The organism is Arthrobacter sp. 4R501, from assembly GCF_002929755.1.
Taxonomy (GTDB): Bacteria; Actinomycetota; Actinomycetes; order Actinomycetales; family Micrococcaceae; genus Arthrobacter.
In genome coordinates, this window is sequence record NZ_PJIW01000006.1 from 19,605 (window position 1) to 40,098 (window position 20,494).

A 20,494-nucleotide genomic window follows, 5' to 3' on the forward strand; every position below is an offset into this window, starting at 1 on the left:
CGAAGCATCCGAGCACAGGAGGCGCATGGTGGCCCTGACCGATCATGAGAAGAGGGCGTTGGAAGAGATCGCCGTGAATCTGGAGCGCGACGATCCGAGACTGGCTTCCAAGCTCGGATCCGGAGCACAGCAGCCCGCGGCGTCACAGCACACCGTCGCGGGCATCTTCGCGGCCATCGTCGGGTGCCTGGTGCTTCTGGTCGCGATAGCGGTCCAGGCTATGCTGCTTGGCGCTATCGGCTTCATCATCATGGGCGCCGGTGCCTATGCGGCAACCCTGCGCCTTGGAAGGCTGCGGCTCCGCCGCCCGGGACCATCATCTTCGCCCTCGGCCGGGCAACCGGAACACGGGTGAGCCCACTCGTTTTTCAACATGGCTGTGGAAGACGCGTTTTGAGACGGCTGGAGGACGCGCGCAGGCTTGAACTGTGACGCACGCAATACCCTGAACCTCTTGATGAGGACCGAAGAGGATGCTCCGGACCAGCTGTTCACCGAAAATAACGGGAACAGCGACTCAGAAGGGCAAGGGTTCGATATCGGCCGCTCATCTGACTTACGCCGAGACAGGCCGCTTCGAGGGACCACGCAACGCTAGCGGAGTAAAGAGCAAGGCCACCAGGGCTGTGGCCACGAGCAGCATAAGGCCGATTGAGTAGCTGTGGGTCGATGCGTCGTACGTTGCCCCCATAACAAGGGGCGGAAAGTACCCGCCCAGGCCGCCCGCCGCGCTGACCACGCCGCTGATGCTGCCGACCTTGCCTTGCGGCGCAAGCACCCCCACCCAAGTGAAAACTCCTCCGGCGCCTAAGCCCAGGGCTGCTGCCATCGCCACGAAGGTCAGGCCTGCGGGGACTTCGCCGTCGGGCTGCAAGTTCACCACCCAGGCAAGCACCGCCACCCCTGCCAGGGAGACGAGCACCACCGGCTTGGAGCCGAATTTGTCAGCGAGAACGCCGCCCAGCGGCCGCGCCAATACTGCCGCCAGCGCGAAACCTGCGGTGCGTGCCCCGGCGCCGCTCGGGTCGAAACTGTAGACATCGCGCAGGTAGGTCGGAAGGTACGTGGCAAAGGACACGAACCCGCCGAAAACGACGGCATAGAGGAAACACATCTTCAATGTGACAGGGGTTTTTACAGCATCCATGAGCTTGGGAATCACCGGGGCGTTGCTGCGCGTCCAGCCCGGGGATTCCTTCATCAGGAACCAGACCAGGGCCGCCATGACGGAAAGGACCGCGGCGATCAGCAGGTGTGTGGGGAAGTACCCGATTCCGGCAACCAGCCTCGGGTTCAGAAACGCCGCTAGCGCCGTGCCGCCCATGCCGGCGCCAAAGACGCCGGTGGCGAAGCCACGGCGGTGCGGCTCATACCACCCGCTGACAAAGGGGATTCCGACGGCGAACACGGTCCCGGCAACACCCAGCAGCAGCCCCGCGCCCAGCACCAAGGCGAACGAACTGAGCATGCCGCCGACAGACACGAGCAGGATCGGCAGGATGGACGCCAGCAGCACGAAAGTGAACATGGCACGGCCCCCGTGCTTGTCCGTGAGGGCGCCGACGGCGATCCGTCCCAGCGAGCCGACGAACACGGGCATGGCCACGAGCACGCCGGTGGATGCCGGATTCAGGTGGAGGTTTTGTGTGTAGAACGAGCCCAACGTGGCGACGGAGTTCCAGGCCCAGAAGCACACCACCGAGGCTGAGGTGGCGAGCACCAGGTTGAGTGTCCGGCCAGCGGGGGCGGACGTGGGAAGCGGCACTGATCCGGCCACGGTTTCCTCCTTCAGCTCAACGGCTGCGGGTATCTCTGTCCTTGGTTCCCACCGGCGACCAGCCTCGCCGCACCGGGGTGCTGGAAGTCCTGTGCTTGTCCCGGGAGCGGTAGACGATGTAGGGCCGGAAGAGGTAGTGCAGCGGCGCCGTAAACGCGTGTACCAGCCGGGTGAACGGCCAGATCACGAACAAGGCCATGCCTATCAGGGTGTGCAGATGGAAGGAGAACGGCGCTGCCGCCATGGCCCCGATGTCCGGCTGGAAGACAAAAAGGGAACGGAACCACGGAGCCACCGTTTCGCGGTAGTTGTGCCCGTGCTCGCCCTCAAAGACACTGGCCAGGGTTGTCCAGAGCCCGAAAACGATGGCAGCCGTCAGCACGACGTACATCGTTTTGTCATTTTTCGTGGTGGCCATAAAAACCGGCCCCGTGGTGCGGCGGCGGTAAATCAGCAGGAGGATCCCACCAAGCGTTCCGAGTCCTGCGATGCCGCCCACCAGCAGGGCGTTGAAATGGTAGAACTCCTGACTCATCCCCACTGCCTGCGTCCAGGCCATAGGGATGACAAGCCCGAAAAAGTGCCCGGCGATCACGGCAAGCAGACCGAAGTGGAACAGCGGCGACGCAATGCGCAGCAGCCGGGATTCGTAGAGCTGGGAGGACCTCGTGGTCCAGCCGAACTGGTCGTATTTGTACCGCCAGATGAGGCCTCCCACCAGCACCACCACCATGACGAACGGCAAGACGCCCCACAGCACAGTGTCCAGGGCGGAGAGTTCGGCGGCGGAGCTGGGCTCGGTTTCGAAAGTCAGCATGGTCAGGCCTCCTTCACGGGCAGCAGCCGCGGATCGTAGGGGTCCAGGCCCACGGCTTCGGTGGGCGGACCGTAACCGGCCATCCGCATGACGGCCTGCTCGTCGGCGGGGGATTTCCCGGGCAGGGTGGCGCAGATGGCCTGGAGGATGCACGCATGCGGGAGTTCGTCCCTGAGCAGGCCAAAGCGGAGCATCTCAAGGCTTGCACGGTATCGGATCAGCAAGTCACGCCCCGCCGCTAAGTCCACCAGTGCGGCGTATTCCAGGACCATCGGCAGGTAGTCAGGCAGTTCTCCGTGGGTGTCCACCAGGATGTCGCTTTGACGGTAGGCCTGTTTGAAGGCGCCCAGGACTTCGCCGCGGCGCCGGGTATCCCCGTCGGTCCAGTAGGACAAGTGGAGGGCATGGCGCCGGCCGAGGTCGAACTCGCGAACATAGTGGGCCTGGATCTCCATGGGCGGCGTGGATTCCAGCCGGTGCAGGACCTCCTGGAAGTCCGCCACGGTGCCGGGAAACTCGGCCAGCGCGGCGCGCATCAGCGGGACCCGGCCGATGAGTTCCTCATCCGGGTAGGACAGGCACCAAGCTGCCGCGAGGTAGAGGACCTGAAGGCGTCGGGTCACGGCTGCTCCCCCGATGCCGGGGTTCCGGCCGCGCCGCCGGTTGCCCTGGGAAGCGGAGGCTTCTCCGGGAACAGCCCCGAAGGGGCGCCGGTACCGTCCCAGTTGAGCAGATTCACCCGGCCGCGCAAGGTGGTTTCGCCGGGCGCGGAGCCGGAGGTCTGCCGGTCCCGGAGTGCGTTGAAAGTCTCGACCGCCACCGGAACGGGCTTCCCGCTGGCTTCACCGAACGGGGAGGAATCCTGCATGCCCGGCCCGCCGTCGAAGTCCAGCGAGCAGCCCATCTCCTCCAGGTCGTGCGCCTGTTCCACATGGGCCTTCGGGATGACGTAGCGCTCCTCGTACTTGGCGATCGCCATCAGCCGGTACATCTCGTACATGGTTTGGCTGTCCATGCCCACAGCCTCCGGAATGGAGTCGTCGGGGTCGTTGCCCATGCTGATGCCGCGCATGAAGGAGCGCATGGCCGCGAGCTTCTTCAGCACCGCTGTGACCCGGTCCGCGTCCCCGGCGGTGAAAAGTTCCGCGAGGTACTCCACCGGGATCCGCAGCGCGTCGATGGCGCCGAACAGACTGACGTGATCCTCGCCGTCATGCCCCTGGTCCCGCAGCAGGTCCACCACCGGCGAAAGCGGCGGCACGTACCAGACCATGGGCATGGTCCGGTATTCGGGGTGCAGCGGAAGTGCCACTTTGTAGACCTTGGCCAGGGCGTAGACCGGCGAGCGCCGGGCGGCATCGATCCAGTCCTCCGGGATGCCCTGGACCCGGGCCTCGGCCTGGACCGCGGGATCGTTCGGATCCAGCAGTACGTCCATCTGGGCGTCGTAGAGCTCCTGGGGGTCAGTGACGGACGCCGCAGCGGTGACGGCATCGGCGTCGTACAGGAACAACCCCAGATACCGCAGCCTCCCCACGCAGGTCTCCGAGCAGACCGTCGGCAGCCCCACCTCCACCCGTGGGTAGCAGAAGGTGCACTTTTCGGCTTTGCCCGTCTTGTGGTTGAAGTAGATCTTCTTGTAGGGACAACCTGTGACGCACTGCCGCCAGCCGCGGCACTTGTCCTGGTCCACCAGGACAATCCCGTCCTCCACCCGTTTGTAGATGGCGCCGGAGGGGCAGGAGGCCATGCAGGACGGGTTCAGGCAATGCTCGCAGATCCGCGGGAGATAGAACATGAAGGTCTGCTCGTACGCGAACTTGATCTTGTCCTCGGACTCGCGGCGGACCTTTTCCACGATCGGGTCCAGGTGGCCGTATTCGGCGGAGCCGCCCAAATCATCGTCCCAGTTCGCCGACCACGTGATTTTGGTGTCCTCCCCGGTGATCAGGGACTTGGGCCGCGCCACCGGGAAGTCGTCGCCCAGCGGCGCGTCCACAAGGGTCTTGTAGTCGTAGGTCCAGGGCTCGTAGTAGTCCTTGAGCTCGGGCTGGATCGGGCTGGCGAAGATTCCCAGGAGCTTCTTCACCCGGCCGCCGGCCTTGAGCACCAGCTTGCCGCGCTTGTTCAGCTCCCAGCCGCCCTGCCATTTCTCCTGGTCCTCGTAGCGGCGCGGGTACCCCTGCCCGGGGCGCGTTTCGACGTTGTTGAACCAGACGTATTCGGTGCCCGCGCGGTTGGTCCAAGCCTGTTTGCAGGTCACGGAACAGGTGTGGCAGCCGATGCATTTGTCCAGGTTCATGACCATGCCCATTTGAGCCATAACACGCATCAGTACTGCACCTCCTGTGAACGACGGCGGATGGTGGCAACCATGTCGCGCTGGTTTCCGGTGGGGCCAAGGTAATTGAACGCGTAGGCCAGCTGGGCGTAGCCGCCGATCAGGTGCGAGGGTTTGACCAGCAGCCTGGTTACGGAGTTGTGGATACCGCCGCGCCGGCCCGTCGCCTCGGACTTCGGCACGTCGATGGTGCGTTCCTGCGCGTGGTGGACGTAGACCACACCGGCGGGCATCCGGTGGCTGACGATCGCCCGGGCCACGAGGACGCCGTTGATGTTCACGCACTCCACCCAGTCGTTGTCCTTGACCTGGATGGCGGCCGCGTCGGAGGGGCTCATCCAGACCGTGGGCCCGCCGCGGGACAGTGAAAGCATCAGCAGGTTGTCCTGGTATTCGGAGTGGATGGACCACTTGGAGTGCGGTGTCAGGTAGCGGACCACCACCTCCATGGCCCCGTCCTGGCCGAGCTTCGGCTCACCGAAGAGGCGGTGCATGTCCAGCGGTGGTCGGTATATTGGCAGGGCCTCGCCGATATCGATCATCCAGTCGTGGTCCAGGAAGAAGTGCATCCGCCCGGTCAGGGTGTGCCAGGGCTTGAGTCGCTCGACGTTGATGGTGAACGGGGCGTAGCGGCGGCCGCCCGTTTCGGAACCGGACCATTCCGGCGAGGTGATCACCGGTACGGGACCGGCCTGGGTCTGGGCGAAGGTGATGAACTTTTCTTCGGAGCCTTCGGACAGGTCCGCCAGTTTCCGGCCGGTGCGGACTTCCAAATCCTTGAAGCCCTGCACGGACAGGGCGCCGTTGGTGGTGCCGGAGAAGGCCAGGATGGCCTCGGCCATTTTCGCGTCGGTGTCGATCGCTGGGCGGCCGTCCGCGGCGCCGCCGAGCATCACACCGTTGGAGCGGCTGAGCCTCTCCAACGGGCTGGCGAGTTTGTAGGTGACGTTCTTGACCGTGAAGCCCAGTTTGTCGGCGAGCGGCCCGACGGCGGCGAGCTTGTCCGCGATGGCGGTGTAGTCGCGCTCGACCATGGAAAAGATGGGCATGTTCTGACCGGGAACCGCGGGAATGGACGTGTCCCGCCAGTCCCGGACTATCCCGCCGGGCTGGGCGAGCTGGCCGGGGGTGTCGTGCTGCAGCGGCACGCTGACCAGGTCCCGGCGGACGCCCAGGTGGGTTTTCGCCAGGCGGGAGAACTCCTGGGCCAGCAGGTGGAAAGTGTCGAAATCCGTCTTGGTTTCCCAGGGCGGGTCGATCGCGGGGCTGAAGGCGTGCACGAAAGGGTGCATGTCGGTGGAGGACAGGTCGTGCTTCTCGTACCAGGTGGCGGCCGGGAACACGACGTCGGACAGCAGTGTGGTGGAGGTCATCCGGAAGTCCGCGGAGACCAGCAGGTCCAGCTTTCCTTCCGGCGCCTGCTCATGCCATTTCACGTCCTTGGGCTTAAGCCCTTCGGCGTGGTCTTTCAGGACATTGTTGTGGGTTCCCAGCAGGTTGCGGAGGAAGTACTCATTGCCCTTGGCGGAGGAGCCGAACAGGTTGGAGCGCCACAGCACCAGCGTCCGTGGCCAGTTCTCCGGGGCATCGACGTCTTCGATCGCTGGATTCAGTGTGCGGTTTTTCAGCGCGTCCGCGATGTAGCTGGGGGTGTCCTTCGCGGTGCCGGCAGCGACTGCGGCTTCCGCCTCGTCCGCAAGGTCCAGCGGGTTCCGGTCGAACTGAGGATAGAACGGCATCCAACCGAGCCGCGCGGACTGGGCCAGCGCGTCCGCGGTGTGCATCCCGTCCAGGGCTCCGGTGGAGAGCGGTGACTTCAGGGCGTCCGCGGAGTAGCCATCCTGGCGCCACTGGTCCGTGTGCATGTACCAGTAGCCGGTACCGATCATTGTCCGCGGTGGCCGGGACCAGTCCAGAGCGTTCGCCAGCGAAACCCAGCCGGTAGCCGGCCGCGTCTTTTCTTGCCCAACGTAGTGCGCCCAGCCGCCGCCGTTGCGGCCCATGCAGCCGGTCAGCATCACGAGGGCAAGCACCGCCCGGTAGGTGGTGTCGCCGTGGAACCACTGGCAGATCCCGGCGCCCATGATGATCATGGAGCGGCCCTTGGACTGCTCGGCGTTCCGGGCAAACTCGCGGGCCACCCGGATGCAGGCCTGCGCCGGGACGGACGTGATCTCCTCCTGCCAGGCCGGAGTGTACGGCGTCGAGGCGTCCTCGTAGCCGGCTGCCCAGTCCCCCGGGAGCCCTTCGCGGCCGACTCCGTACTGGGCCAGCATCAGGTCAAACACGGTGGTGACCAGCTGGCCCTCGACCTCGAGGACCGGCACTCCGCGCCGCAACACAGTGCCGGCCCCGCCGGCGTCCTCGAAGCACGGCAGCAGGATCTCCGCGCTTTCCCCGGACACCTCGCGCAGCGACAGTGCCGGCTCGATCCCCGCCAGGTCCAGGTTCCATTTGCCCTCGCCGCTGCCCGAGTAGCGGAACCCCATCGAGCCGTTTGGCACGGCGGGTAGGCCGGTCTTCTTGTCGAACAGGACGGTGCGGAACGCCGCGTCCTCGGCCCCGGACTCCAGAGTGAGGTCCTGGGCGGTGAGGAACTTCGACGGCGTGAGGGAACCGTCGTCGCGCCTTTCCAGCCGGACCAGGAAGGGTAGGTCGGTGTACTGGCGGACGTAGTCGGAGAAGAATGGCACGTCACGGTCGATGAAGAATTCCTTGAGCATGACGTGCCCCATGGCCATCGCCAGCGCGGCGTCCGTTCCGGCCTGTGCGGGGAGCCATTCGTCGGCGAACTTGGTGTTGTCCGCGTAGTCCGGGCTGACCGTCACCACCTTGGTGCCGCGGTAGCGCACTTCGGCCATCCAGTGCGCGTCGGGGGTCCGGGTCACGGGGACGTTGGAGCCCCACATCATGAGGTAACCCGCGTCCCACCAGTCGCCGGATTCCGGGACGTCGGTCTGGTCTCCGAAGACCTGCGGGCTGGCCACGGGAAGGTCCGCGTACCAGTCGTAAAAGGACGTCATCACCCCGCCGATCAGCTGGATGAAGCGGGTCCCGACCGCGTGCGAGACCATCGACATCGCGGGGATCGGCGAGAAGCCTGCGCATCGGTCCGGGCCGTAGGTCTTGATCGTGTTCACGTGGGCAGCGGCCGCGATCTCGACGGCTTCCTGCCAGGAGACACGGACCAGGCCGCCCTTGCCGCGGGCCTGCTGGTAGCGGCGCCGTCGTTCCGGGTCACCGGCGATCTCGGCGAAGGCCAGCACCGGGTCGCCCAGCCGGGCTTTCGCCTCGCGGTACATCTCCACCAGCACGCCCCGTGCGTACGGGAAACGGACCCGGGTCGGTGAGTAGGTGTACCAGGAAAATGCCGCCCCGCGCGGGCAGCCCCTGGGCTCGTATTCCGGACTGTCCGGCCCCACCGAGGGGTAGTCCGTCTGCTGGGATTCCCACGTGATGATGCCGTCCTTGACGTACACCTTCCAGGAACAGGAACCGGTGCAGTTTACCCCGTGCGTGGAGCGGACCACCTTGTCGTGGCTCCACCGGTCGCGGTAGAAAATATCGCCCTTGCGGCCACCCTCCCGGAACACAGCCCTGCCATCGTCGGTCTGGTCCCATTTCGTGAAAAACCGGCCCAGCTTCAACATTGCATCCGAGGCGGGCCCATCGAGCCCCACTACTAAAGGTCCGGCAGCCATGCGCACACACTAAGTGATAGGCTACGTCCCGCGCTAGGGGATGCATGTCGCGATGCTCCTTTTGATGGTCAACCGGCATACAAACGTGCTGTAGACAACATAGCTCGGAGCTTTAGCGGCACCTGATGATTTCGCGTTTGCTGAGGTCTGCCGACGGAGGGCCAAGATGACCACAGATTTGGCTAGCGTTTCCCCGCCTCTATTGGCCAGGTACGCCGAGGCCGGGTGCGCTGCACGCGGTCATTCACTGATGGGAGCGGACAGGGTGCCTAGGCGTTGCGGTATGCATGTATCTCTCCGGTGATTCTTGGTCCCCGCCCTATCCGAAAGCAGATGCCGTCGAGCCGGCCGCGATGCAGTCTAGTCGGAATGCGTTAGAACCGTTCCGGCTGCTCGCCAAAGTTGAAGTGTCGCCCGCTGATCCGCGACGGTTTGATTTCGACATCGAAGTCTTTGAACGTGGGCACCCACGTCTTCAGGTTCAGTGCTTCCGCATCGGCGATCTCCTGGCCCAGGGTAAGCACACGGGCCGTTCCCTTGACCACTACGCTCCAGGCTTCCTCGCTGGTGATGCCGTCGGCTTCGAAGAGCACGTTCTCATTGATAGTGAGATTGATTCCGGGGTTCAACTGGCGAAGGGTGCGGCTCCATTGGAGCCGCACCCGTCGTGCTTCAGATCGCCAACAGCGAAGTCGGCATGCCCCGGTTAGTCGCTGGTGGCGTCCTGCACTTCGCCGACGAGTTCTTCGATGATGTCCTCCAGGAAGAGGACACCGGTGGTGTTGCCCTGGGCGTCGAAAACCCGGGCGACGTGGGCGCCGGTGCGGCGCATGGTGGCCAGCGCGTCCTCCAGTTCGCTGCCGCTGAACGCCGACGCCAGGCGCCGGATCCGCTTGGCGGGCACAGGCTGGCTGAATTGCTCCGCGGACGTCAGGTCCATGACGTCCTTGAGGTGCAGGTAACCCGAGGGCTCGCCGTCCTCGTGGGTAAGGATGTAGCGGGAGAAGCCGTGCTCGGCCACGGCGCGCTGGATGTCCGCCGGCGTGGAGGACGCGGGAAGCAGGACCATCTCGGAAATGGGCACTTCCACGTCCGCGACGGTTTTGGCCGTGAATTCGAACGCCGCTGTCAACGTTCCGCTGGCGTCGGTGAGCATACCGTCCCGGATGGACTGCTCCACGATGTTCGCGACCTCGTCCAGGGTGTAGGCGCTGGTGGCCTCGTCCTTGGGCTCCACCTTGAACAAGCGCAGGATGTGTTTCTGCCTGGTCCTGAATCGTCGCCGTGCCCATAAAAGTTTCGGTACTTCGTTTGGGCCCGTGAGTGCCGATGGTCCTGCCCCGGCACTGTTCTCGGCGGTCAGGAGAGGTCGGGGTCGCCTGCCGGGGGAGCAGCTGCGGTGTTCCGAGGGGTGCGGATGACCTGGCCGGCGAAGGCGAAACCGCCGCCGAATCCGAAGAGCAGGGCCGGGCTGTCCGGGGGGACTTCCCCGGAGCGGACGAGTTTGGCAAGTGCGATCGGGATGCTGGCTGATGAGGTGTTTCCGGAGTGGATCACGTCGCGGGCGGTAATTGCCCGGGGGATGCCGAGCTGGTCGGCAAGGGGTTCGATGATCCGCAGATTCGCCTGGTGCGGAATGAACGCGGCGAGGTCCTCGGGGCGGATTCCTGCCAGTTCGCAGGTGCGGCGTGCCAGTTGCGCTGCCTGTGTGATGGCCCAGCGGTAGACGGTGAGGCCCTCCTGTTCCAGGTGCAGGGAGGGTTCTTCTATTCTAACTGCCTGTGCGAGGGCAGGTATTGAGCCCCAGTGGACCGGCCCTACCCCGGGTTCGTCGGTGGCAGTCAGGAGTGCCGCGCCGGCACCGTCTCCGACCAGGACGCAGGTGCTCCGGTCGGCCCAGTCAGTGAAGGCGCTAAGTTTTTCCGCTCCGATGACCAGCGCCGTGGTCGCGGACCCGGCCCTGATCGCCTGATCGGCGATGGCCATCGCATGGGTGAAACCGGAACAGGCGGCGTTGACGTCGAAAACGGCTGGCGAGCCGGCGCCGATGCTGGCTGAGACCCGGCCTGCGGTGCTGGGGGAGCGGTCCTTGGCCGTGACGGTGGCAACGATGATCAGGTCCAGGTTCCCGGCGTCCATCCCGGCGTGCTGAAGGGCGTCCTGTCCGGCCCGGATGGCCATGTCGGCCACGGATTCGGCATCGGCGATGCGGCGCGTTTCGATGCCCGTCCTGCTGCGGATCCAATCGTCACTGGTGTCCACCATCAGGCTCAGCTCACTGTTCGTCAGGATCCTGGCCGGTTGGTAGGATCCGACGCCGACGACACGGGATCCGCGGACAGGCGGGTCCGGCATACTGCGGGGCAGGGACGGGTTCATGGGTGGCTCCTGGGTCTGTGTGCGGTATGGCATGACGGGCCCGTCAGCGCCGGTGAGTGGGAACGTGTTCGGCGCCGGCATGCCCCAGGGAAGGGGCACTGAGCTGGTGGATGCAGGCTGTGAGTTCTTTGATGCGGGCGGTGAGCCGGGTGAGTTCTTCGTGAGGGGCTTCGGCGGCGGCGGTTTCAGCGGCGACAAACCGGCCAAGCTCCGTGACGAGGTAGAAATTGCTGTCGCCGATCGTCGTGATAGTGGCCACGGCCCACCAGAGGGCTTCGCCGAAAGTGGTGATGTTCGCTCCGGGGGTGTTTTGCTCCACGCTTAGGCGCAGGGGACCGGGCTTACGAGTCGTGTACCGCATGGTTGTTCTCCGCGGAGGGAACGGTGCTGCGCCTGCGGAGCGTGTCGAACAGTTCGCTCAGGCTCATGTTGGCAGCCGCTGCGACGTCGGCGGGGGACATCCGTGCCGCCATTGCCTCGCACATGGCCTGAACGAGCCCGTCGTGAGCCTGGTCGGTCTGGAACTGGATCATTTCCAGCTCCGCCGAAGCGGACCAGATGTTCCTCAGGTATTTCTCCATGGCTGTCCTCCTGTGGGCGGGCGGGTCGGGGATATGGCAGAGACCGGGAGAGGGTCAGACTTCGCTGGCGCGCAGCGCGAACAGGGCGGCGGCCAGGGGCGGGAAGGCCATCAGGATCAGGATGGCCGTGACCAGGGTGTTCCAGGTGAAGATGGGCATCCGCCACATGGTCATGCCCGGTGCGCGCATGCAGATGATGGTAGTGATGAAGTTCACCGCACCAAGGATGGTGCCGAAGCCGGACAGGGCAAGGCCGAAGTCCCATAGATCACCACCGATGCCAGGGCTGAACGTCGTGTTGGACAGCGGCGCGTAAGCGAAGCAGCCGAACGACGCCGCCCCCTGCGGGGTGATGAAGCCGGACACGGGGCGATGAGGGAACCGAAGAGGAAGAACCAGAAGGCCAGGGCGTTCAGCCGCGGGAACGCGACGTCGGGGGCACCGATCTGCAGCGGCAACATGACGTTGGCGAACCCGGCGAACACTGGCGTCGCGAACATCAGCAGCATAACGGTGCCGTGCATCGTGAACAGCTGGTTGTACTGCTCCTTGGTCTGCAGGATCTGCATCCCGGGCTCGAAGAGCTCGGCCCGGATCAGCAGGGCCATCACACCGCCCAGGCAGAAGAACGGGCAGGACGCGATGAGGTACATGTACCCGATGGTCTTGTGATCTGTGGTCGTGATCCAGCTGACGACAGTCTTGCCCTTGGACCTGGGAACCACAGAAACAGGGACCGTAGCGGTGCTGGTGCGTGCTGTCATGACGGGACCTCGCGGTGAGCGTGTTCGGTGGACGGAGACGGGTCTGGAGGGGGCGGGCAGCGGGCCAGAACGACGCAGTCCAGCGCGGGGCGGCGGGAACCTGGAACGGGCCGGGACCGGGTTCCGGCTGATTCAACGTACAGTCCGGCCCTCCGGGCCCAGGCGGCCACCCGGGCGCTGTCGTGCAGCACGGCCGCGGTCCGTGGCACGGGGGCGCTTTCGCGGGGGTCCGCCGGGGCATGGCCGATGTACAGGAACAGCCCGCCGGGGACCAGGCTCCGAGCGCTGCGGGCGATGGTTCCTTCGAGTTCCGGTCCGGGCAGGTGAAGGAAGGCGGCCAGGACCAGGTCCAGGCTCCCCGGGTCAGGGGTGTGGGCGGTGACGTCGGCCACCGACCAGGTGATCAGGCCGGTCACGCCCTCGGCGAAGGCACGTTCGCGTCCGATCGCCAGGGCCTCGGAGGAAAAGTCCATGGCCTGCACGCGCCAGCCGCGGCCGGCCAGCCACACCGCGTGGCGCCCGTCCCCGGCCCCGAGGTCCAGCGCTCGTCCCGGGGCCAGTCCGTTGAGTTCTGAGCGCACCGACGAGCTGGCAGGCGCCCAGCCGTAGTCCGTTTCGGCGTACCAGCGGTTCCAGGCCGGGGCGTCGGCGGGGTAGCCGGGCCGGCCCCGCCCTGCGTGCTTCCACGCCGGCAACGGCATGCCATCCACGCTCATGGCCGGCTCCCATTCGGGCGCCGGGCGGCTGTTCCGTCTGAGCGGCGGCCCGCCCGGTTGTGGAGTCGGAAAACGGCGATCCCCGCGGGGATGCCGACGATCGGGCCGGTCAGTACCACCCCGGCCATCCAGGCCGGGCTCCCGGGCACTGTGACGAGTGCCGGGCCGTCGAGCAGAAGAAGGGCCGCTAGTCCGAAAACCATGAGGTACTGCGGCATGCGGTCCCGTTCCGGCCGGGATTGCACGGGCGCTGTTGACAGCAATGGGTGCTCCATATCATTCATTGCGCGCCGTGGGCATGCCGGGGGCCTCCGCCGTGCCGGCGCCAGGCGCGGCGCCCTGTCCGGGGTTTTGTGCGGCGCGTTCGGCCTGGGCACGGGCAACGTGGCTGCGGGCGTGCTCCACGGCCGGGGGCAGTTCCGCGAAGAGGTGTTTGTGGTGGCGCAGGGATTCCAGGACGCCGACCCGGGTGACCAAGGCCAGGTGGCGGTCCTGAATGCCTTTGATCAGCACGGTGATGTCGCGGCGTTCGAGGGCATTGACGATGTCGGTGATGACCCGGGCACCGGTCGCGTCCAGAACTTGGAGCTGGGACATGCGGATGATGACGACATCGACGTTGCGGATCGTACTGACCCGGTCCAGGACGCGCTCGGCGGCGGCGAAAAACAGGGCCCCGTCAAGGCGGAAGACAGCGATGTGCTCATCCCCGTCCCGGGCGGGGCCGGGGATCTCTTCGCGATGCACGCCGCTGGACTTGACCAGGGCGCGCAGGGCGAAGAAGGAAGCGACGGCGATGCCGATTGCCACTGCCTCGATCAGGTCGAAGGACACGGTGATCAGGGCAGTGACGAAGAACACGACAGTGTCGGCCCGGGTTGAGCCGATCACGCTGCGCAGCGTGCCGAGGGAGACCATACGGGTGGCGGTGACCATCAGAACCCCGGCCAGCGCCGCCAGCGGGATCCTCGAGACGGGACCGGTGGCCAGATAGACCACGGCCAGCAGCACCAGGGCGTGCGTGATGGCGGCCAGCCGGGTCCGGCCGCCGGAGCGGATGTTCACCGCAGTGCGGGCGATGGCCCCGGTGGCCGGCATGCCGCCGAAAAACCCGGATGCCACAGAGGCGAGGCCCTGGCCCAGGAGCTCACGGTCGGCGTCGTAGGGGCCGGTATCGGAGATCGACGCGGCAACCCGGGCCGAGAGCAGCGACTCGATCGCCGCCAGCGCCGCGATGGTCGCCGCCGGTGCGGCCAGGGCGGTCACGGTACCCCAGCCCAGGGCGGGGATTAAAGGGGCCGGCAGGGTGTCGGGCAGGGCGCCGATCCGGGCCACGGGCAGGTCGAGTACCTGGGCGGCGATGCTGGCCACGACGATGGCGACGAGGGAACCGGGGATCTGCGGGTGGATGCGGGGTGAGGTAATCATTATCACCGTGACCAGTGCCACCAGTGCCACTGGGGCCAGGAGTGCGGCGGGGGACGTTGTTGCGAGTCCCTGGAGGGCCGAAACAGCGGCGTTGCTGCTCGGGCCGGCTTTGACGCCGAACGCGGCCGGGACTTGCTGGAGGAAAATGATCATCGCAATCCCGAGGGTGAAGCCCTCGATGACGGGCCAGGGCAGCAACGTCACGACTCTGCCGAGCTTCAGCACCCCGGCGGCGACGACGATGACCCCTGCGAGGACCGCCACGGCTGCCAGGGCCCCGCCGCCGTGCGTGGCGATGACCGGGCCCAGGACCACGACCATCGCCCCGGTCGGGCCGGAAACCTGGATGTTGGAACCGCCGAAGACGGCGGCGACTATGCCGGCGATGACGGCGGTGATCAGTCCGCTGGCCGCTCCGGCGCCGGAGCTGACCCCGAAGGCCAGTGCCAGCGGCAGGGCGACGATACCCACGGTGACCCCGGCGATGAGGTCGCCTTTCCAGGTGCGGGGCAGATCTGCATAGTCCTTCCACCCCGGCAGCAGCGCGCGCGCCGCCGTCAATGCCTTCATTTTGAACTTCCGGCTGCCGCAGTCAGAGGGGACGTGGCGGCTGAATGTTCGAGCTGCTCACGGGTGGCGTGCAGCATCTCGTTGAGCAGCAGCCTCGCCACGGACAGCAGGTCGGCGACCTGCGGGTACGCCAACGAATAGAACATCTGCAGCGCCCGCCGCTCCCCCCGGACCAGATGGTACCGGCGCAACACGGACAAGTGCTGGGACAGGTGCGAGGCCTCCAGTCCCGTCGCCGCCAACAGCTCCGTCACCGACACCTCCGGAGCCTCACACAAGAGCTCCAGCACGCGGATCCGGACCGGGTGCGCCAAGCCCTTGAAAAGGTTGGCCTTCACCTCGTACAACGGTGCCCGGAAATCCGAGAATTCTTCCATGCGTGCCTCCCCGGCCGATCATAATAAACGCTTGCTTGACTACTTTATAGATCCATCATCCAATATAACAGGGGTCGGAGCATCCCGTCCCCGTCAGGCCCGGTTTCCACGGACCGGTCCGCTCCCGTTTCACAGTGCGGAACGCGCCGGCCGGCGGGGGGAGCTGCCTGGTCGGGCTCCGCGAAGGCGACGCGGACCGGAACACGACCAGGCACCTCACGGTCAGTATCCGTAGGGCGCGGCACCGGCCTGACGACCTACGAATTTGGGACCAGCACCCGCACTCTGCACCGCCGCGGCGCCCCGTCCTGCGGGTGTGTTCGTCACGGCGCTCTTCCCGCGGGCCTCCCTGGCCGAGTTCGGGAGGACCTCGGTATCGCTGCCCCTGGTGACGCCGGGAGGCCTCGGGTGATGAGCGGACGCCCCGCGGATTTTTGACGGCACAACCCGGGCGCGGGCACCGTCCGAGACTATGCAATCTCTTTCACCAGGGTACCGACGGGCAACGCTGCTTCCGGGGAGGGATAGCTCGATGCCCAATGTAGGTCGGTGCAGCAGCACCGTGAATGGACCGCGGCCCGCGGGCAAACCCTGACCGACGCAGCGCCGGTGCTCGAAGTGCTCGAATGACTCCTGACGGAGCCGGACCAGACCATTGAAGATCTCGGCTTTTACTTCGCATACGTGCGCCCTGCCGGTCGGGAATTCGGTCCATCGGAACAGTCGCTTTCACTTGGCGATGCGTCACGGCGCGGCATGACGGCGCCCCGGAACGCCGGGCTCAGGAGAACCGGCGGCCCAATATGGACTATTATATAAAATGATGAAACCATCAAATAGTTAAGTGCCTGAAGGAATGTGGCCAACCTTCGAAGGATTCGCAGCCGCTCCTGGACTCTCATCTGCCCCTGACTACGGTCCTCCGATGAACTAATCCATCACCTTCTAAGATCGTCCCCGCCAACGGTACAAAGCGCGGGGGAAGGAAGAGAACCTTGCCAAATTCCACACAGTCCACCGTCATGGATACCGCCCCGGCCGCCCTTGCCCGCCTCTCGGACTGGGTCAGCGAAGTTGCCGGCCTGACCCGGCCGGACAGCATCCACTGGGTCAACGGCTCAGATGCCGAATACCGCACGATCACCGACGGGCTCGTTGCGGCCGGAACCCTGGTCCGCCTGGACGAGGACAGGTTTCCCAACTCGTTTGCCGCCTTCTCCGACCCCAAGGACGTCGCCCGGGTCGAGGAGCAGACCTACATTTGTTCCGAACACGAACGCGACGCGGGCTTCACCAACAACTGGATGGAGCCGGCACGGATGAAGGAGAAGCTGCACGGGCTCTTCCGCGGGGCCATGCGGGGGCGCACCATGTACGTGATTCCTTTTGTGATGGGCCACCTGGACGCGGAGGACCCCAAATTCGGGGTGGAGATCACCGACAGCGCCTACGTCGTCGCCTCCATGCGCATCATGGCCCACACCGGTAACGATGTCCTGGCCAAAATGGTCGAACTGGACGCGGATTTTGTCCCAGCACTGCACTCCGTCGGCGCACCGCTGGAGCCAGGTCAACAGGATGTCAGCTGGCCCTCCAATGACGATAAACGGATCGTCCACTTTCCTGAGGAAAAGTCCATCTGGTCCTACGGTTCCGGTTACGGGGGCAACGCGCTGCTGGGCAAGAAATGCTACTCGCTGCGCATCGCCTCCGCGATGTCCCGTCAGGAGGGCTGGCTCGCGGAACACATGCTCATCCTCAAACTGACCAGCCCCGAACAGAAGGTCTACTACATCTCTGCCGCGTTCCCGTCCGCCTGCGGCAAAACCAACCTCGCACTTTTGAACCCCGCGGTTGCCGGCTGGAAGGCGGAAACCCTCGGAGATGACATCGCCTGGATACGTGTCGGAAAGGACGGGGAACTGCGGGCCACCAACCCGGAGGCGGGCCTCTTCGGCGTCGCACCCGGCACCGGATGGCACACCAACCCCAACGCGATGGACGCCATCGCCAAGGGCAACACCATCTTCACAAACGTGGCCCTCACCGGTGACGGCGGCGTCTGGTGGGAAGGCATGACCCGGGACACACCGGAGCACCTGACCGACTGGACCGGACAGGACTGGACCCCCGCCTCCGGCCGGCCCGCGGCCCATCCCAACTCGCGGTTCTGCACCCCCATCAGCCAGGTCGACATTCTGGCCGATGAATACTACCAACCAGACGGGGTCCCACTCTCTGCGATCTTCTTCGGCGGCCGACGTAAAACAACCATCCCCCTCGTCACCGAGTCCAGGGACTGGACGGGTGGCGTCTTCATGGGATCAACTCTCTCCTCCGAGACGACAGCAGCAGCGGCCGGTCAGGTCGGGGTCGTCCGCCGCGATCCGATGGCCATGCTCCCCTTCATCGGCTACAACGCCGGGGACTACCTCAAACACTGGCTGGAGATCGGCCGGACGGCCAATCCCGCCAGACTGCCCCGGATCTTCCTGGTCAACTGGTTCCGCCGCGACAGCGACGGAAGTTTCCTCTGGCCCGGATTCGGAGACAACTCCCGCGTCCTGAAATGGGCCATCGAACGGCTCGAGGGGACAGCTGCCGCCATTGAAACCCCAATCGGTTTCGTCCCAGCGCTGGATTGCCTCGATATCGAAGGCCTCGACATCACACCCGGACACCTCCGGGCCGCGTCGGCGGTCGATTCGCAGGAATGGGCCCAGGAAATTGACAGCATTGACCAGTGGTATGCCCGGTTCGGCGACTCTTTGCCCCCCGAGCTGCCGGTCGAGCTGCAACGCCTCAAAAACCGCTTCGCCGCCCGACGGGGGACGCCGCGCATCAGCTCCCGCTAGGTTCACAAGAATGCGCCCGAGGTCCGGAAACGTCCCCGCCGGACGCAACCCCTTGGGTTTGCCTGCCGATGCGGCGGCTCGGAAGCGTCCGGACCGCGCCCCACCCGGCCCGGGGGTGTCGGGAAGGATCATCACCGGGCTTCTGCAGCGAAAAAAGACCATAACCACGGGTCATTGCCCGTGCATCAAGGAGACCCTGTGAGTAAAAAGATAAAGGTCGTCGGCTCTATCGTGGAGCTGGACGGCGACGAAATGACGCACATTATCTGGCAGTTCATCAAGGACCGCCTCATCCTCCCGCACCTGGACGTGGACCTGAAGTACTTCGACTTGTCCATCCAGAACCGCGACGCCACCGATGACCAGGTCACGATCGACGCCGCAAACGCCATCAAGGAACACAATGTGGGCGTCAAGTGCGCCACGATCACCCCCGACGAGGCCCGGGTCGAGGAATTCGGCCTGAAGAAGATGTGGGCTTCCCCGAACGGAACCATCCGCAACATCCTGGGCGGGGTGGTCTTCCGCGAGCCGATCATCATCTCCAACATCCCCCGTCTGGTCCCGGGCTGGAACAAGCCGATCATCATTGGCCGCCATGCCTTCGGTGACCAGTACATGGCCACCAACTTCAAGGTCCCGGGTCCGGGCACGCTGACCATGACCTTCACCCCCTCCGACGGCGGCGAAGAGATCAAGCAGACGGTGGTCGTATACCCCGACGGCGGTGGCGTGGCCATGGGCATGTATAACTTCAACGACTCCATCCGCGACTTCGCCCGTGCCTCCTTCGCGTACGGGCTACAGCGGAACTACCCGGTGTACCTCTCCACCAAGAACACGATCCTGAAGGCCTACGACGGCCAGTTCAAGGACCTGTTCCAGGAAGTGTTCGACGCCGAGTTCAAGGATCAGTTCGTAGCAGCCGGCATCAGCTACGAACACCGCCTGATCGATGACATGGTGGCATCGGCGATGAAGTGGGACGGCGGCTACGTCTGGGCCTGCAAGAACTACGACGGCGACGTCCAATCGGATACCATCGCCCAGGGCTACGGCTCGCTCGGTCTCATGACCTCCGTGCTGATGACCCCGGACGGCAAGACCGTAGAGGCCGAAGCCGCGCACGGCACCGTCACCCGCCACTACCGTCAGCACCAGCAAGGCAAGCCCACGTCCACCAACCCGATCGCCTCGATCTTCGCCTGGACCCGGGGCATCATGCACCGCGGCAAACTGGACGGCACCCCCGCCGTCATAGACTTTGCCGTCACCCTCGAAGAGGTCGTCATTAAGACGGTCGAATCCGGCAAGATGACTAAGGACCTCGCGCTTCTGGTGGGCCCGCACCAGAAATGGCTTACCACCGAGGACTTCCTCGCAGCTCTGGACGACAACCTCAAAACACGCCTGAGCTAGCCTCGGAGGAGTTTGCCCGTTCGGTGAAGCTGCTCCGTATCCGTCGGGCTGCACGAGTAAAGGCTCCACGGGTCAAACCCGGCGCTAAGCTGGGCCTACACCCCCGGCGCAAACAGCATTGAATCATTCCAAAGTTGTCTGTGAGTGTGGGCTTAGGCGGTCCTAGGACGTGCAGCGGCGGCTTCGGTCTTACACTTCGCAGACAGCACCGGGAGATGCCATGAAATCACGAGGAGTTGTCCTGGTCATCGAAGATGACCAGGACATTCGAAGTTTGATCTGCGTCATTCTGACCCAGATGGGGTTCGACGTCCATGCTGTCGCTTCGGGTGCAGAGGGCCTAGCCGCTGCCAGGACCCTGCATCCGGTGCTGGTGACGCTGGATCTCGGGCTGCCTGACATCGATGGGCACGAGGTGGCACACCGGATCCGGGACCTGTCAGAAGCCCCGATGCTCTTCGTCACCGCCCACGCCGAGCCCGACGACGAGATGGCCAGCATGGCCTCTGGCGCAGCCGCCTACCTGACCAAACCGTTCCGGCCGAAACAGCTCATGGAACTAGCCGACATGCTCTGCCCGGCAGAAGGGACTGCCCCGGTTTTGTTGACTCCTTGACTTAGCGAGCTTGTGCTCGTGGAAGGATATTGGCCCTTCGGCGTACTCTTCGACGGCTTTGCAAAAAGGAGGCAGTGCCTGTTCGTCAAGCGCAAGGTCAGGGCTGCACGCCCTGCGCCACAGTCAACACCCAGCTGACTGAGCTGTATTGTG

At 65.2% G+C, this 20,494-nt stretch carries 15 protein-coding genes and 3 pseudogenes; 4 read left to right on the plus strand and 14 right to left on the minus strand.

The window, feature by feature from the left end; all coding sequences use genetic code 11:
• Positions 1–25: 25 nt before the first annotated feature.
• Positions 26–355, plus strand: coding sequence for a DUF3040 domain-containing protein (locus tag CXR02_RS06990; RefSeq protein ID WP_104061319.1), 330 nt, complete (start codon positions 26–28; stop codon positions 353–355).
• 201 nt (positions 356–556) lie between these two features.
• Here the strand turns inward: CXR02_RS06990 and CXR02_RS06995 are convergent, their stop codons facing one another.
• From CXR02_RS06995 to CXR02_RS07065, 14 genes and pseudogenes are all read right to left on the minus strand, one after another.
• Positions 557–1,777, minus strand: coding sequence for a nitrate/nitrite transporter (locus tag CXR02_RS06995; RefSeq protein ID WP_104061320.1), 1,221 nt, complete (start codon positions 1,775–1,777; stop codon positions 557–559).
• Between the two features lie 16 nt (positions 1,778–1,793).
• A complete protein-coding gene (narI, locus tag CXR02_RS07000; RefSeq protein WP_104061321.1) occupies positions 1,794–2,594 on the minus strand; it encodes a respiratory nitrate reductase subunit gamma in 801 nt (266 codons plus the stop codon).
• Positions 2,595–2,596: 2 nt separating this feature from the next.
• Positions 2,597–3,217, minus strand: a complete 621-nt coding sequence (narJ, locus tag CXR02_RS07005) for a nitrate reductase molybdenum cofactor assembly chaperone (protein ID WP_104061322.1) — start codon at positions 3,215–3,217, stop codon at positions 2,597–2,599.
• On the minus strand, positions 3,214–4,926 hold the full coding sequence (narH, locus tag CXR02_RS07010; protein WP_104061323.1) for a nitrate reductase subunit beta: 1,713 nt from the start codon (positions 4,924–4,926) through the stop codon (positions 3,214–3,216). Before narH ends, narJ begins: the two co-directional genes overlap by 4 nt.
• Positions 4,926–8,636: a nitrate reductase subunit alpha gene (locus CXR02_RS07015; protein ID WP_104061500.1), complete on the minus strand. Its 3,711-nt coding sequence runs from the start codon at positions 8,634–8,636 to the stop codon at positions 4,926–4,928. Before CXR02_RS07015 ends, narH begins: the two co-directional genes overlap by 1 nt.
• 374 nt (positions 8,637–9,010) lie before the next feature.
• Positions 9,011–9,247 (minus strand): annotated as a pseudogene (locus tag CXR02_RS07020) (pyridoxamine 5'-phosphate oxidase family protein); the annotation flags it as partial.
• 95 nt (positions 9,248–9,342) lie between these two features.
• A pseudogene (locus tag CXR02_RS07025) lies at positions 9,343–9,891 on the minus strand (CBS domain-containing protein); the annotation flags it as partial.
• Between the two features lie 104 nt (positions 9,892–9,995).
• Positions 9,996–11,015: a beta-ketoacyl-ACP synthase III gene (locus CXR02_RS07030; protein ID WP_258060847.1), complete on the minus strand. Its 1,020-nt coding sequence runs from the start codon at positions 11,013–11,015 to the stop codon at positions 9,996–9,998.
• A gap of 43 nt (positions 11,016–11,058) precedes the next feature.
• The gene (locus CXR02_RS07035) at positions 11,059–11,376 is read right to left on the minus strand and encodes a potassium channel family protein (protein ID WP_104061324.1); all 318 of its coding nucleotides are present in this window, start codon (positions 11,374–11,376) and stop codon (positions 11,059–11,061) included.
• Complete coding sequence (locus CXR02_RS07040) at positions 11,357–11,596, minus strand: hypothetical protein (protein WP_104061325.1); 240 nt, start codon at positions 11,594–11,596, stop codon at positions 11,357–11,359. The genes CXR02_RS07035 and CXR02_RS07040 overlap by 20 nt, the downstream gene beginning before the upstream one ends.
• Positions 11,597–11,668: 72 nt before the next feature.
• Positions 11,669–12,360 (minus strand): annotated as a pseudogene (locus CXR02_RS07045) (cbb3-type cytochrome c oxidase subunit I); the annotation flags it as partial.
• Positions 12,357–13,076, minus strand: coding sequence for a bifunctional 2-polyprenyl-6-hydroxyphenol methylase/3-demethylubiquinol 3-O-methyltransferase UbiG (locus tag CXR02_RS22560; protein WP_219816391.1), 720 nt, complete (start codon positions 13,074–13,076; stop codon positions 12,357–12,359). The pseudogene CXR02_RS07045 and the gene CXR02_RS22560, both read right to left, overlap by 4 nt.
• A 276-nt stretch (positions 13,077–13,352) precedes the next feature.
• Positions 13,353–15,074 carry a SulP family inorganic anion transporter gene (locus CXR02_RS07060; RefSeq protein WP_104061327.1) on the minus strand — a complete coding sequence of 574 codons (1,722 nt, stop codon included), beginning with the start codon at positions 15,072–15,074 and terminating at the stop codon, positions 13,353–13,355.
• The gene (locus tag CXR02_RS07065) at positions 15,071–15,451 is read right to left on the minus strand and encodes a metalloregulator ArsR/SmtB family transcription factor (protein WP_104061328.1); all 381 of its coding nucleotides are present in this window, start codon (positions 15,449–15,451) and stop codon (positions 15,071–15,073) included. Before CXR02_RS07065 ends, CXR02_RS07060 begins: the two co-directional genes overlap by 4 nt.
• A 995-nt stretch (positions 15,452–16,446) precedes the next feature.
• On the opposite strand from CXR02_RS07065, the gene CXR02_RS07070 reads away from it, so the two are divergent.
• The 3 genes from CXR02_RS07070 to CXR02_RS07080 all read left to right on the plus strand — a co-directional run bounded on the left by CXR02_RS07070 (position 16,447) and on the right by CXR02_RS07080 (position 20,341).
• The gene (locus CXR02_RS07070) at positions 16,447–18,306 is read left to right on the plus strand and encodes a phosphoenolpyruvate carboxykinase (GTP) (RefSeq protein ID WP_258060848.1); all 1,860 of its coding nucleotides are present in this window, start codon (positions 16,447–16,449) and stop codon (positions 18,304–18,306) included.
• A 198-nt stretch (positions 18,307–18,504) separates the two neighbouring features.
• Positions 18,505–19,725, plus strand: a complete 1,221-nt coding sequence (locus CXR02_RS07075) for an NADP-dependent isocitrate dehydrogenase (protein WP_104061330.1) — start codon at positions 18,505–18,507, stop codon at positions 19,723–19,725.
• Positions 19,726–19,945: 220 nt separating this feature from the next.
• On the plus strand, positions 19,946–20,341 hold the full coding sequence (locus CXR02_RS07080; RefSeq protein ID WP_104061331.1) for a response regulator transcription factor: 396 nt from the start codon (positions 19,946–19,948) through the stop codon (positions 20,339–20,341).
• Positions 20,342–20,494 lie beyond the last annotated feature (153 nt).

Excerpts from the sequence above, each read along its gene's own strand:
- CXR02_RS06990 (WP_104061319.1), top strand. The coding sequence starts at position 26 with ATGGTGGCCCTGACCGATCATGAGAAGAGGGCGTTGGAAGAGATCGCC.
- narI (WP_104061321.1), bottom strand. The coding sequence starts at position 2,594 with ATGCTGACTTTCGAAACCGAGCCCAGCTCCGCCGCCGAACTCTCCGCC.
- narH (WP_104061323.1), bottom strand. The coding sequence starts at position 4,926 with ATGCGTGTTATGGCTCAAATGGGCATGGTCATGAACCTGGACAAATGC.
- CXR02_RS07015 (WP_104061500.1), bottom strand. The coding sequence starts at position 8,636 with ATGGCTGCCGGACCTTTAGTAGTGGGGCTCGATGGGCCCGCCTCGGAT.
- CXR02_RS07030 (WP_258060847.1), bottom strand. The coding sequence starts at position 11,015 with ATGAACCCGTCCCTGCCCCGCAGTATGCCGGACCCGCCTGTCCGCGGA.
- CXR02_RS07035 (WP_104061324.1), bottom strand. The coding sequence starts at position 11,376 with ATGCGGTACACGACTCGTAAGCCCGGTCCCCTGCGCCTAAGCGTGGAG.
- CXR02_RS07040 (WP_104061325.1), bottom strand. The coding sequence starts at position 11,596 with ATGGAGAAATACCTGAGGAACATCTGGTCCGCTTCGGCGGAGCTGGAA.
- CXR02_RS22560 (WP_219816391.1), bottom strand. The coding sequence starts at position 13,076 with ATGAGCGTGGATGGCATGCCGTTGCCGGCGTGGAAGCACGCAGGGCGG.
- CXR02_RS07060 (WP_104061327.1), bottom strand. The coding sequence starts at position 15,074 with ATGAAGGCATTGACGGCGGCGCGCGCGCTGCTGCCGGGGTGGAAGGAC.
- CXR02_RS07065 (WP_104061328.1), bottom strand. The coding sequence starts at position 15,451 with ATGGAAGAATTCTCGGATTTCCGGGCACCGTTGTACGAGGTGAAGGCC.
- CXR02_RS07080 (WP_104061331.1), top strand. The coding sequence starts at position 19,946 with ATGAAATCACGAGGAGTTGTCCTGGTCATCGAAGATGACCAGGACATT.